The organism is Kitasatospora sp. NBC_01250 (assembly GCF_036226465.1).
In the GTDB taxonomy this organism is placed as follows: domain Bacteria; phylum Actinomycetota; class Actinomycetes; order Streptomycetales; family Streptomycetaceae; genus Kitasatospora.
This window is the reverse complement of sequence record NZ_CP108476.1, coordinates 4,838,642-4,850,809: the sequence shown is the minus strand read 5'-3', so window position 1 is coordinate 4,850,809 and position 12,168 is coordinate 4,838,642. Positions and strand designations below refer to the sequence as shown.

Below are 12,168 nucleotides of genomic sequence, written 5' to 3'. Positions count from 1 at the left end.
CCGAACAGCTGATCCGACAAATCGCGCAAACGCCGGACGGACGCCCGGTCCGCGCGCTAGGGTCGCTCCCTTTGCGCACCGGGCCGGCGGGTGGGTCCGCTCTGGTGTAGCCGACGCACAGCGGAAGAAGGCCGCCGACCCGCGCCTTCGCGCAGCTCGGCGGCCTTCGGCGGGCAACGGCCCGATGGTTCAGTTGGATGGGCTGGCGAAGTGGTCGAACTCGCCGTCCTTGACACCCTGGAGGAACTTGGCGAACTTGACGGGGGTGGTGCGGACGATGACGTCGCCCTCGTCGGACTCGCGGAGCTCGATCAGGCCGTCGGCGGTGCGGACTTCGACGCACTCCTCGTCATTGCTGCTGAAGCTGGACTTCTGCCACTGTGAGCTAGTCATTGATTCCTTGCATCTCTTTCATGATGGAACGAATGAAGACGCGTGATTCATCTTCTGACAGTGCAATAGATCCGATGCGATCAAAGGTTGCGCGATAGCGCCCAAGCTGAGCGGGTGAGTCGAGGAGGCGGGAACCGTCAAAGGCATCGAGCTGGATGGTGTCCAACTCCGCTACTGGGCCTGCCATGTGGCCGATGCTCTCACTCGGGATCGGAAAGACTGCCGCATCGAACGGCACGACTCTGATCGAGATCCCCGGGCGCTCGGAGTCTTCCAGGAGCGAGGCAAGCTGGCCGCGGAGCACTGCGGCCCCACCGAACTGGCCGCGTAGGCAGGATTCGTACAGGAGTGACGAGTAGGGCGTCCCGGTTGATCGGACAACCTGTTGCCTGCGCAGGCGGAACGTGGTCCTGGTGTCGACTTCCTGTTGCGGGAGGGGCAGAAGCGTCTGCGCGAACAAGGCGTTGGCGTAGGAACCTGTCTGGAGCAGCCCAGGGACGTAGGACAGAGAAAAGCAGGTGAGCTTCGATGCGTGCCCCTCCAGCTCTGCCAGATCGAGGAGATGGGACGAAAGCACACCTCGGTACTCCTCCCACCAGCCGCTCGGTCCCCGGTTGATGATGATGTCGGCCAGCGCGCTGACCAGGGGCTCGCTGGTGCACATGCACAGGTCAGCGATGGTGTACAAGCGCTCCACGCTGAGCCCGGTCCTGCCGCTCTCCATCTGCGTGACATGGGCAGGGTTGATGCCGAGTTGGCGCGCGAGCTGGCTGCCTCCGAGGCCGGCCTGCTCCCGCATCCGCCGCAGCTCGGTGCCAAGTCGGCGCTGACGGAGAGTCGGGTTCGTTCGAAGGGCCATGGTCTCCTCTCAACAGCTGGTTGAGAGCAGTCTGCCGCACGCGCAGCACCGTGCCATCCACGATCGGATGAACCTCGTGATGTGCGGCACAAATTTGGGACCTCGTGCGCTATGGTCGTTGCCATACCCGATCCGACGGATCGTCAGTAACGCCTTTCACCAGGGCAGTAGGCGCACACTGCCCCGCACCGCAGAGCAGCCACACGCGACCTCAACCAGTCCCGTCCTGGCCTGGCTCACGGCGACGCATCCGCCGATCACCGCATCCTCATCCTCACCAGTCCACCGCCTCGCGGAGGTTCCCATGCCTTCCTGTGCCCGCCCCACCTTCTCCCAGCCGCCCGACTGGTCCGCCGCCCGCAAGGAGCTGCGCGACCTCCTCACCACCGCTGGGTGGTCCGACGACCTCATCCACGACGCCGAACTCGCCCTGCACGAGCTCTTCGTCAATGCCTGGAAGCACGGCGGCAGCCCCGCGCCCGTCGTCGTGGTCGTGCTCCTCGCCGACCAGGCCTTCCGCACGCTCCGGGTCTCCGTCGCCGACGACAGCCCCGCTCTGCCCGAGCAGCGCCCCCGCACCGCCGATCCCTACGAGCTGTCCGGCAGGGGCCTGCACCTGGTCCGCGCGCTCACCCACCGGTTCGGCGCCGACCCGCACGAGCGCGGCGGCAAACGCGTCTGGTTCGAGCTGGACTCGGCCGCGTGACCGCCGCCCGCCGTGCGCCGATCGCGCCGGCCGACCCCCGTACCTGCGACTACGACGATGCCCAGGTGACCGAGCTGATCACCGAACTCCAGCAGCGAGGAAACCAGTTCGGCCTTCTCTGGGGCTCCGCCCGGACCAACGGCACCGTCGACGGGCACGTCCTCGTCAACTTCGGCAACGCCCCGGTCAGCACCCTGCTCAACCTCCTCGACCTGATCCGCGAGCTGGAAGGGAGGGAGCAAGAACCATGGGAGTCCTGATCATCCTCGGCGGCGCCGCGCCCCACGTCGAGCGGACCACCGTCGCCCACCTCGACGTCGAGTCCGCGCCCGACGCCGCCCTCCAGCTCCGGGCCGCCGTCGACCTCGACATCCACGTCGGCCCCGGCGAACAACTCGCCCTCGCCCTCACCCACCAGCAGGCCGATCACCTGCTCCAGGACCTGGCCGCCCGGCTCGGCCGGCGCCTCATCGGCATCCACCGGTGAGGCCCGGCACCGAGGACGCTCTGATCATCGCGGCCCTGGCGATCTGCTTCGCGCTCGCGATCGCCGGCGTCGCCCTCGGAGTCGTCACCTCCCTCCGGCTGACCCGGCCCGACGAGGACACCACCCTCCCGACGGGCCCACCCCCTCCACCTGGCTAGAACTCCACCCGGCGGACGTACACGGCGTCGGCGAGCAGCGAGAAGCCATGCCCCGCCCAGGCGCGCCGGAGCTTCACCACGGCCTCCTCGTCCGGGCGCCGAACCTCAGGATCATCGGACTCGTACGAGCAGACCTCTCCAGGCCCGTGCTGCGGATGGACGGGTGCCGGATAGCACACTGCCAGCGCCCCAGGCACAGCTAGGCGGCGCAGGGCTTCGACGGCCAGGCGCATCCCCACGCCCTTCCCGCGCCATTCGTCGCAGACCTCGACCGACTCCAGCAGGAGCAACAGCGAGGGCCGCAGCTCGGCCACGGCAGGGGTCATCCTGCCGTCCTCGGTGAAGATCACCTGCGGGATGCGGTCGAGAAGGCCCGGGTCGGCAGCCAGCGTCTCCCGGATGTTCGGGACCGCACCAGGAACAACACGGGTGATCACGGCGGTCCCGAATACCTTGCCCGAGTCATTCTGGTAGAAGGACGCCGTCCAGCGGTCCGCCCTCAGAGCCCAGTCCGTCTCGGAGAAGTGCCGTGTGCTGTACGCGATGACAAGTCGGTCATCCATCGCCGTTCTCCCTCGAAAACGGCGGCAGGCCCCTCACGACGCGACGCGCGCGAGGGGCCTGCCGCCCTGCTGGCCGAACCGCTACTTCTGCGGCGGGTTGGGGTTCTCCGGCGCGGGCTTGCCCGCGTGCTTCGGCGGCGGCTTCGCGTCCCCCTTGTGCTTCATCGTGGCAGTGCTCATGAGTAGTTCCTCCTGCTTCCTACTCGTCGCGGTCGGGGTCGGTGGTGTCGCCATCCGGCGGCATGGGGCCTGGTGGCCTCTCGGTGGGAGATGTCACGATAATGTCGTCCTTCGTGCACTGGTGCTTCGGACAGCCGCACCACGCGGTGTTGACCAGTTCGGGCGTGCCGCGCGCGACGCGATCCCCCTGTGCGGCGAGGTACTCGGCTCGGACCTCGGCCATCTCCCCGGCGCTGACCGTCTTCCTGATTCGGGTGCTCGCGGCCACAACAACCCACTTCCTCGGGGCAGTTGGTACTGTCCCCAGGAAGAAGGTAGGAGCCACGGCGACCGCGTCTCCAGGAACTTGCCCTGGTTTGCCGGGAGGTTCAGCCCAGCGAGTCGATCGCGGTGGTCACAAGAGACCGGAGAGCAGCGCCGTGAACAGCGAGCTGCCCGAGCTGGGCGAAGGTGCGGGCGTACTGCCGCACCTCGCTGGGCTGGGTGATGGTGATCTCGGCCGTGACGGTCTCGACGACGACACGCGCCTGGTCGAAGATCCAGAACCCTTCGACCGGCCACACCGCGCGCCGAACGCCGGACGGGATGACGCCGAGGCTGACATGCGGTAGCTCGGCGACCCGCAGGAGATGGCCGTACTGGGCGGCCATAGTCTCGTCATCGGCCACGCGGGAGCGCAGCGCGGACTCTTCGATCAGGAAGGCGAAGCGCCGCCCACCGCCGTCGTAGAGCACTTCCTGCCTCTGCAGCCTGCCCTCGACCGCCGCTTCGATCTCCGCTTCGACGTCGGCACCTGAATCCAAGCGGCGTACGGACGTGCTGAGGATGGCCCCAGCGTAGGCCCTCGTCTGGAGGAGCCCAGGAATGACGCCTGGCTCGTAGATGCGGAAGTGCCGGGTGCCCTTGAAGAGCGGTACCGCCGTGTACTGAATGTGGCGGGCACCGTTGCGTGCGGCGCGCCGCCATTCGACGTACATTCCCTCGATGCCGTGGGCGGCGGCGATCAGGTCGTCGGCTTGTTCGGGCACACCGCACACGGCTGTCCACGCGCGGATGTCGTCGCTGCTGGGGAGCCTGCGTCCGCTCTGGATGTTGGAGCACTTGGACTCGTGCCAACCAGCGCGAGAGGCGAGCTCCCGCGCTGTGAGGCGTGCGTCTCTCCGGATCTCTCCCAGCCGCTTTCCGAGGTCGAGCCGGCGCTGGCGGACCGCTGGTGTTTCGGAGGTCACTGTTCGTCAGACGATGCTGTAGTCCTCGTGCGGCACGGCTTGTCGCCAGACGGCCTCGAATGCCTCCCGGCACAGGTCGATGGCTGCCGGTCGCGTGTCGATCTCGGCGCCCTCCCAGTCGCCGTTGCCCGCGAAGTGAAGAACGAGGAGGGTCTCATCGTCGAACAGCCAGAAGTCGTTCCCCGGTAGAGCGATGGCGGTACTCCGCCGTCGCGGAAGCCATCGGACGTCCTCGCCGGCAGGCTGGTTGAGCGACGTCGTGTACTCGTACTCGAAGCGCAGGTAGTCGCTGGCGGGCGTCGAGAAGACGCGGGCGCGCTGCACCTGGACTCCTCGGTGCGTGGCACCTGAGACTGCCGCGCGCCACGCCTGGCTCCCAGCGTCCAGCTCTACCCGGTTCTCCCGCTGCCAGGTGATGAAGCACGGGTCGTCGAGCATGTACCCGTCGCGCATCTCAAGGTGCTTGGCGCTCCTGGTCGCTTCCCTGAGCAACTGATCAACTGTCGGCGTCGGCACCGTGGTTGACCTCCGGGAAGAACTTCATCATGCGGCGCGGGAACTCGATGACATCCTCGTGGTCCGGGATGTCCAGCTGCGACAGCCGCTCCTCGTCAAGCACCTTCCACCCTTGTAGCAGGTAGTTGTCGGTGACGTCGTCGTAGTAGACGGTAGGCGAGTTGCCGTTGCGACTCTCCGGGTCCTTCCCAAGCCTGTGCAGTGCCATCGTGCGTCTCCTTTGGCTGCGGAGTCGAGCGCTGTGACACAGCGTGCCGCAGTTGCGGGCTCAGAACGCCGAACTTGCCCGAACTTGCCAGCACGGGTTCAGCGGAGGCCGGGATCCCCAGGTCGGAAGACCCCTCCTCGGCTTGGCCACGGCGGTCATCATGAAGCACCGCCGCGGCCCTGCTCCGCGTCGCACGCTGCTCACACCTGCCGCAGCAGCATCCCCGGTCGCTCCACGCAGTCCGCGACGAAGCGCAGGAAGCCGCCCGCCGTGCCGCCGTCGCAGACCCGGTGGTCGAAGGTGAACGACAGCTGGGTGACCTGGCGCACTGCCAACTGGCCTTCGTGGACCCATGGTTTGGCCGTGATCCGGCCCACCCCGAGCATCGCCGCCTCCGGGTGGTTGAGGATCGGGGTGGAGCCGTCGACGCCGAAGACGCCGTAGTTGTTGAGGGTGAAGGTGCCTCCGGTCAGCTCGGCCGGGGTGAGCGTGCCGGCGCGTGCGGAAGCTGTCAACCGGCCCAGCTCCGCGCCCAGTTGCTCGGTGGTGAGCCGTTGCGCGTCGCGCACCACCGGGACCACCAGACCGCGCTCGCTCTGCGCGGCGAAGCCCAGGTGGACGGCGGTGTGCCGGCGCAGCGCGACCGGGGCGCCGTTCGCGTCCAGGTCCACGCTGGAGTTGAGCTCGGGGTGGCGGGCCAGCGCGGCCACGCAGATCCGGGCGAACAGTGCGAGCAGGCTGACCTTCGGGGCGTCCGGTGCCTGGTTCATCTGGGCGCGCACGGCGAGCAGTTCGGTCGCGTCCGCGTCCACCCAGACAGTGACCGCCGGGATCTCGTGGTGGCTGCGGGTGAGCTTCTCGGCCACCGTGCGGCGCAGCCCGCGCAGCGGGACGACCTCCGCGTCCGCAGGCACCGCGGCGGGTGCCGGGGCGGCGGCCGGCAGGATCGCGCGTTCCACGTCGGCCCGCATGATCAGCCCGTCCGGGCCGCTGCCGGCAACGGCGGCCAGGTCGACGCCGTGCTCCCGGGCCAGCCTGCGCACCAGCGGGGAGATCACCGCGATCGCGGTGGCCGGCTGCTCGACCACCGGCTGCGGAGCGGCGACCGGAGCAGCGACGGCCTGCCCGGCCGGGGCCGCAGCACCCACCCGGCGCCGACGCGAGCCCTTGCCGCCCTCCGCCACGCCGTACCCCACCAGCGGGCGCTCGTTCTCCTGCGGCCCCGCGGCATCGGGCACGGTGGTGCCCGGCTCCGGCGAGACCGCCACCGTCACCAGCGGCTGTCCCACCGCCCGTTCCTCGCCGACCTCGCCGTAGCGCGCGGTGACCACCCCGCCGTACGGGCAGGGCACCTCCACCATCGCCTTGGCGGTCTCCACCTCCACCACCGGCTGGTCGACGGCGATCACGTCGCCGACCTCCACCAGCCAGCGCACCACCTCGGCCCCGGTCAGTCCTTCGCCGAGGTCCGGCAGGGTGAACTCACGCACGATGGGCATCACGCTCAGTCCTCCCACTGCAGCTTGGCGACCGCGTCCAGGATCCGGTCCACGCCGGGCAGGTGGTGGTGCTCCAGCATCGGCGGCGGGTAGGGGATGTCGAAGCCGGTCACCCGCAGCACCGGAGCGGCCAGGTGGTGGAAGCAGCGCTCGCTGACCCGGGCGGCGATCTCGGCACCGACGCCGCCGAACCCGCTCGCCTCGTGCACCACCACCGCGCGGCCCACCGAGCGGACCACCTCGCAGACCGTCGCGTCGTCGAACGGCACCAGGCTGCGCAGGTCCAGCACCGCCAGGTCCCAGCCCTCGGCCCTGGCCGCCTCGGCCGCCTCCAGGCAGACCGGCAGCGAGGGCCCGTAGGTGATCAGCACCGCCGAGCGCCCGGCCCGGCGCAGCACCGCGCGCCCGATCGGCTCGCTCGGGGCCGTGGTGTCCAGCTCGTCCTTGGACCAGTAGAGCCGCTTGGGCTCCAGGAAGATCACCGGGTCGTCCGAGGCGATCGAGGCCCGCAGCAGGCCGTAGGCGTCGGAGACGGTGGCCGGGGTGACCACGTGCAGCCCGGGGGTGGCCGTGTAGTACGCCTCGGAGGAGTCGCTGTGGTGCTCCACCCCGCCGATCCCGCCGCCGTAGGGCACCCGCACGGTGATCGGCAGGCCGAGCCCGCCCGCCGTCCGGTTGCGCATCTTGGCCACGTGCGAGACGAGTTGCTCCATCGCGGGGTAGGCGAAGGCGTCGAACTGCATCTCCACCACCGGGCGCAGCCCGTACATCGCCATGCCGATCGCGGTGCCCAGGATGCCCGCCTCGGCCAGCGGGGTGTCCAGGCAGCGGTCCGCGCCGAACTCGGCCGCCAGGCCGTCGGTGATCCGGAAGACCCCGCCCAGGGTGCCGACGTCCTCGCCCAGCAGGTGCACCGCCGGGTCGGCCCGCATCTCGTCGCGCAGCGCGGCGTTGAGCGCCTGCGCCATGCTGCTGGTGCGCACACCCTGCTCCGTGGTCATCACGTTCACGCCCCCGCCCCCGCCTGCTCGGCCGCCAGCTCGGCCGCCAACTGTTCCGCCTGCTCCATGAGTTGCGGCGTCGGTTCGGCGTACACGTGCCGGAACAGGCTGAGCGGGTCGAGCTCGGGCTCGGCGTGGAACTCCGCGCGCATGGTGGCCGCCACCGCCTCGGCCTCCTCGGCCGCCCGGGCCACCGTCGCGTCGTCCAGCAGGTCGGCCTCGCGCAGGTGGCGCTCCATCAGCACCAGCGGATCGTGCGCGCGCCAGGCCTCCACCTCCTCGCCGACCCGGTAGCGGGTCGCGTCGTCGGCGTTGGTGTGCGCCTCCAGCCGGTAGGTCAGCGCCTCCACCAGGGTCGGGCCGCCGCCGGACCTGGCCCGGTCCATCGCTTCGGCCAGCACCGCGTGCACGGCCACCACGTCGTTGCCGTCCACCAGCCGTCCGGGCATCCCGTAGCCGACCGCCTTGTGCGCCAGGCTCGGCGCCGCCGACTGCTTGGTGAGCGGCACCGAGATGGCGTAGCCGTTGTTCTGCACCAGGAAGACCACCGGGGCGTTCAGCACCGCGGCGAAGTTCAGCGCCTCGTGGAAGTCGCCCTCGCTGGTGCCGCCGTCGCCGAGCATGGCGAGCGCCACCACCGGCTCGCCGCGCAGCCGCGCCGCGTGCGCCAGCCCGACCGCGTGCGGCGCCTGGGTGGCCAGCGGGGTGCAGAGCGGCGCGGTCCGGGTGGCCCGGGGGTCGTAGCCGGTGTGCGCGCTGCCGCGCAGCAGGGTCAGCGCGGCCAGCGGGTCCACCCCGCGCCCGACCACCGCGAGGGTGTCGCGGTAGCTGGGGAAGAGCCAGTCGTCGGCGCCGAGCACGGCCGCCGCCGCCACCTCGCAGGCCTCCTGGCCGGTGGAGGAGGGGTAGACCGCGAGCCGGCCCTGCTTGGTGAGGGTGGTCGCCTGCTGGTTGTAGCGGCGGCCCACCACCAGTCGGCGGTACAGGTCGCGCAGCAGCTCGGGGTCGTACTTGGCCAGCGCGGGGGTGCCGAGGACGCGGACCGGGGAGGTGTCCGGCAGCAGCGGTGCGGGGTCGGTCCTGGGGCCGCTCGCGTCGGGCAGCCACGGGGGGACGGGCGCGGTGGGCCGGTGGTCGAGGACGGTCATCAGGCACCTCCAAGGGGTGGGGAGGTCGCCGCAGCGGAAGCCGGCGGGCCGCGGGAAGGACGGCAGGGGGGTGTTGCCTCCCAACCGATTGTTCGGTTGTCTGTTCATTGTGGCCACAGCCGAACCAAGGTGCTGGACAATCGGCCGCCGCGGCAGTCTGCTGAAGGCAGCGCGTCCATCATGGGAGGGCTGGGGGACATGAGTGCTGAACAAATGGCCGGGTCGACCGGAGGCAGAGCGCAGCTCCCGGCGGTGGGCACCGGCGCCGACCGGGGCCTCGACCGGGTCGACCGCTCGATCCTGCGGCTGCTCCAGCAGGACGGCCGGGCCTCGATACGCTCGGTCGCCGAGCGGGTGCACGTCTCGCGCGCCAACGCCTACGCCCGGATCGCCCGAATGATGGAGGACGGCGTGATCCGCGGCTTCACCGCCCGGGTCGACCACGAGCGGGCCGGTCAGGGCGCCTGCGCCTACGTCACCCTGAAGATCGTCCAGAACTCCTGGCGCACCGTGCGCGAACAGCTGCTCGACCTGCCGGGGGTGGCGCACATCGCCCTGGTGGGCGGCGAGTTCGACGTGCTGATGCTGGTGCACACCGCCGACAACCGGGCGCTGCGGGAGCTGGTGCTGGGCAGCATCCAGGCCATCCCCGACGTGCTCTCCACCCAGACCCTGCTGGTCTTCGAGGAGACCGACCGGGTACCTCCGGCCTGAGGGCGCCCGGCCTGAGGGCGCCCGCTCAGGCCCGCAGACCGTCGAAGGCCAGGTGGATCACCGCGTCCGGCACCCCGTCCACCGTGTGCTCCGCCAGCGGGCCGTCGGGCCGGTACCACTCGACGATCGAGTTGATCATCCCGAAGAGCAGCCGGGTGGCCAGCCGCGGCTCCACGTCCGCGCGCAGCTCGCCCGCCGCCACCGCCTCCCGGAGCAGCTCGGCCACCCGGTGGTCGAAGTCCCGGCGGCGCTCCAGCGCCCACTTCTCGGTGCCGGTGTTGCCGCGCACCCGCAGCAGCAGCGTGACGTAGGGCAGCTCGGCCAGCAGCACCTCGGTGGTCCGCCGCACCACGTGCTCCAGCCGGTCCACGGCCCGGCCCCGGCCGGCACCCGGCTCGTCCAGGATCGCGAACAGCCCGTCCAGCGCCCGGCCGACCGCGAGCCGCAGCAGCTCCTCCTTGCCGCGCACGTGGTGGTAGATCGAGGACTTGGAGATCCCGGCCGCCCGCGACAGGTCCTCCATCGAGGTGCCGTCGTAGCCGCGGTCGTTGAAGACCTCCACGGTGACGGCGAGCAGGGAGTCGACGGTGTAAGTGGTGCGGTTCGGGTACTCGGCCATGCACCGAGTATCCCCGCACCCGGCGGGCCGCCTCCGTGCACCCCTGGCCGCGCACCCCTTGCCCGTGCTCCCCGTCCCCGCACAGCCCGTCCCCGCACACCCTGTCCCCCCGACCGATCGTTCGGTTACGCTGAGGAGCGTCAGCCCAGTCCTCCCCCTCCGAGGAGAGCCCGCATGGCCGCCGTGGACGCATTGATCGAACGTCACCAGGAGACCCTCACCCGGGCGCTCACCGCGCTCGGCGAACGGGACTACTGGTCGCCCTACCCCGAGTTCCCCAAGGCCTACGGCGAGGGCGCACCCGAGGAGGGCAGGCGTGCCTTCGAGTCCCTGCTCGGCACCCCCTTCGCGCTGCCCGGCCAGCCCAGCACCGGCGAGCTGGAGGGCACCGAGGTCTCCCCCTTCGGCCTCGAACTGAACATCTCCTACCCGCGCAGCGAGGTCCCCGAGCTGCTGGCCGCCGCCAAGGCCGCCCAGGGCGCCTGGGCCGCCGCCACCCCGGCCGCCCGCGCCGCGGTCTGCCTGGAGATCCTGGCCCGGATCAACGCCCGCTCGCACGAGATGGCGCTGGCCGTCCAGCACACCACCGGTCAGGCCGCCGCGATGGCCTTCCAGGCCGGCGGCCCGCACGCCCAGGACCGGGGCCTGGAGGCGGTCGCCTACGCCTACGCCGAGCAGGCCAAGCTGCCCGCCGAGGCCAGCTGGACCAAGCCGCAGGGCAAGCGCGACCCGCTGGTGCTGCGCAAGCGCTTCGTCACCGTGCCGCGCGGCACCGCGCTGATGATCGGCTGCAACACCTTCCCGACCTGGAACGGCTACCCCGGTCTGTTCGCCTCGCTGGCCACCGGCAACCCGGTGGTGGTCAAGCCTCACCCGCGCGCGGTGCTGCCGCTGGCGCTCACCGTGCGGATCGCCCGCGAGGTGCTCGAGGAGGCCGGCTTCGACCCCAACCTCGTCACGCTGGCCGCCGAGCGCGACCGCGAGGGCATCGCCAAGACCCTGGCGCTCCACCCGGACGTGCGGATCATCGACTACACCGGCTCCACCGAGTTCGGCGACTGGCTGGAGCAGAACGCCAAGCAGGCGCTGGTCTACACCGAGAAGGCCGGCGTCAACACGGTGGTCATCGAGTCCACCGGCAACTACAAGGGGATGCTGGCCAACCTGGCCTTCGCGCTCTCCCTCTACACCGGCCAGATGTGCACCACCCCGCAGAACCTGCTGATCCCGCGCGGCGGCATCGAGACCGACCAGGGCCCGAAGTCCTACGACGAGGTGGTCGCCGACCTGGCCGGCTCGATCGAGGGCCTGCTCGGCGACGACGCCCGGGCCGCCGCGATCCTGGGCGCCGTGGTCAACCCGGCCGTGCTGCAGCGCAGCGCGGCGGCGGCCGGCGGCGAGTACGGCGACCTCGCCCTCGCGCCGCGGGTGGTGACCAGCGAGGAGTTCCCGGGCGCCACCATCCGCACCCCCGCGCTGATCAAGGTCGAGGCGCACAAGCCGGACGACCGTGCGCTCTTCCTCACCGAGTGCTTCGGCCCGGTCTACTTCGCCGTCGCCGTCGACTCCGCCCAGGACGCCGTGGAGCTGCTGCGCCTGACCGTCACCGAGAAGGGCGCGATGACGGCCACCGGCTACACCACCTCCGCCGAGGTCGAGCAGCAGCTGGTCCAGGCCTGCCTGGACTCCGGCGTCTGCCTCTCGCTCAACCTCACCGGGGGCGTCTACCCGAACCAGACCGCCGCCTTCTCCGACCTGCACGGCACCGGCGCCAACCCGGCCGCCAACGCCGCCTACACCGACGCCGCCTTCGTGGCCAACCGGTTCCGCGTGGTGGAGATCCGCTACCAGGACTGAGCCGGCCTGGCCGGCCGGCGCCGGAGCGGGC

Annotated in this window: 17 protein-coding genes; 6 read left to right on the top strand and 11 right to left on the bottom strand. The window is 70.8% G+C overall.

The genetic code is table 11. The annotated features are described in order from the left end of the window. Positions 1–189: 189 nt before the first annotated feature. Positions 190–393 carry a DUF397 domain-containing protein gene (locus OG500_RS20230; protein WP_327068059.1) on the bottom strand — a complete coding sequence of 68 codons (204 nt, stop codon included), beginning with the start codon at positions 391–393 and terminating at the stop codon, positions 190–192. Continuing rightward, entirely contained in the window at positions 386–1,252 is an 867-nt protein-coding gene (locus OG500_RS20225; protein WP_327068058.1) for a helix-turn-helix domain-containing protein, read from the bottom strand. Before OG500_RS20225 ends, OG500_RS20230 begins: the two co-directional genes overlap by 8 nt. 304 nt (positions 1,253–1,556) lie before the next feature. Between OG500_RS20225 and OG500_RS20220 the strand changes: the two genes are divergently transcribed. From OG500_RS20220 to OG500_RS20205, 4 genes are read left to right on the top strand one after another with little or no spacing between them, the layout of a single operon-like run. Further along, a complete protein-coding gene (locus tag OG500_RS20220) occupies positions 1,557–1,958 on the top strand; it encodes an ATP-binding protein (RefSeq protein ID WP_327068057.1) in 402 nt (133 codons plus the stop codon). Next, positions 1,955–2,218 (top strand): hypothetical protein, encoded by a 264-nt coding sequence (locus OG500_RS20215; RefSeq protein WP_327068056.1) that lies wholly within the window; start codon positions 1,955–1,957, stop codon positions 2,216–2,218. Before OG500_RS20220 ends, OG500_RS20215 begins: the two co-directional genes overlap by 4 nt. After that, entirely contained in the window at positions 2,206–2,445 is a 240-nt protein-coding gene (locus OG500_RS20210; RefSeq protein ID WP_327068055.1) for a hypothetical protein, read from the top strand. The genes OG500_RS20215 and OG500_RS20210 overlap by 13 nt, the downstream gene beginning before the upstream one ends. Continuing rightward, the gene (locus OG500_RS20205; protein WP_327068054.1) at positions 2,442–2,603 is read left to right on the top strand and encodes a hypothetical protein; all 162 of its coding nucleotides are present in this window, start codon (positions 2,442–2,444) and stop codon (positions 2,601–2,603) included. Before OG500_RS20210 ends, OG500_RS20205 begins: the two co-directional genes overlap by 4 nt. On the opposite strand, the gene OG500_RS20200 is transcribed toward OG500_RS20205, so the two are convergent. The 8 genes from OG500_RS20200 to pdhA all read right to left on the bottom strand — a co-directional run bounded on the left by OG500_RS20200 (position 2,600) and on the right by pdhA (position 8,947). Further along, positions 2,600–3,166, bottom strand: coding sequence for a hypothetical protein (locus OG500_RS20200; RefSeq protein WP_327068053.1), 567 nt, complete (start codon positions 3,164–3,166; stop codon positions 2,600–2,602). The genes OG500_RS20205 and OG500_RS20200 overlap by 4 nt on opposite strands. Positions 3,167–3,365: 199 nt before the next feature. Continuing rightward, positions 3,366–3,614, bottom strand: coding sequence for a hypothetical protein (locus OG500_RS20195; RefSeq protein WP_327068052.1), 249 nt, complete (start codon positions 3,612–3,614; stop codon positions 3,366–3,368). Between the two features lie 100 nt (positions 3,615–3,714). Further along, positions 3,715–4,575: a helix-turn-helix domain-containing protein gene (locus OG500_RS20190; RefSeq protein ID WP_327068051.1), complete on the bottom strand. Its 861-nt coding sequence runs from the start codon at positions 4,573–4,575 to the stop codon at positions 3,715–3,717. 6 nt (positions 4,576–4,581) lie between these two features. Continuing rightward, entirely contained in the window at positions 4,582–5,067 is a 486-nt protein-coding gene (locus tag OG500_RS20185; RefSeq protein WP_327068050.1) for a DUF6879 family protein, read from the bottom strand. A gap of 4 nt (positions 5,068–5,071) precedes the next feature. Further along, positions 5,072–5,299: a hypothetical protein gene (locus tag OG500_RS20180; RefSeq protein ID WP_327068049.1), complete on the bottom strand. Its 228-nt coding sequence runs from the start codon at positions 5,297–5,299 to the stop codon at positions 5,072–5,074. 200 nt (positions 5,300–5,499) lie between these two features. Further along, entirely contained in the window at positions 5,500–6,798 is a 1,299-nt protein-coding gene (locus OG500_RS20175) for a dihydrolipoamide acetyltransferase family protein (RefSeq protein ID WP_327068048.1), read from the bottom strand. A 5-nt stretch (positions 6,799–6,803) separates the two neighbouring features. Further along, positions 6,804–7,799 carry an alpha-ketoacid dehydrogenase subunit beta gene (locus OG500_RS20170; protein WP_327068047.1) on the bottom strand — a complete coding sequence of 332 codons (996 nt, stop codon included), beginning with the start codon at positions 7,797–7,799 and terminating at the stop codon, positions 6,804–6,806. Positions 7,800–7,804: 5 nt separating this feature from the next. After that, entirely contained in the window at positions 7,805–8,947 is a 1,143-nt protein-coding gene (gene pdhA / locus OG500_RS20165) for a pyruvate dehydrogenase (acetyl-transferring) E1 component subunit alpha (protein WP_327068046.1), read from the bottom strand. A gap of 198 nt (positions 8,948–9,145) precedes the next feature. Between pdhA and OG500_RS20160 the strand changes: the two genes are divergently transcribed. Next, entirely contained in the window at positions 9,146–9,661 is a 516-nt protein-coding gene (locus OG500_RS20160) for an Lrp/AsnC family transcriptional regulator (protein ID WP_327068045.1), read from the top strand. Positions 9,662–9,686: 25 nt separating this feature from the next. On the opposite strand, the gene OG500_RS20155 is transcribed toward OG500_RS20160, so the two are convergent. Beyond that, the gene (locus OG500_RS20155) at positions 9,687–10,280 is read right to left on the bottom strand and encodes a TetR/AcrR family transcriptional regulator (RefSeq protein WP_327068044.1); all 594 of its coding nucleotides are present in this window, start codon (positions 10,278–10,280) and stop codon (positions 9,687–9,689) included. 174 nt (positions 10,281–10,454) lie between these two features. Between OG500_RS20155 and paaN the strand changes: the two genes are divergently transcribed. Continuing rightward, positions 10,455–12,137 carry a phenylacetic acid degradation protein PaaN gene (gene paaN / locus OG500_RS20150; RefSeq protein WP_329582185.1) on the top strand — a complete coding sequence of 561 codons (1,683 nt, stop codon included), beginning with the start codon at positions 10,455–10,457 and terminating at the stop codon, positions 12,135–12,137. Positions 12,138–12,168: the final 31 nt, after the last annotated feature.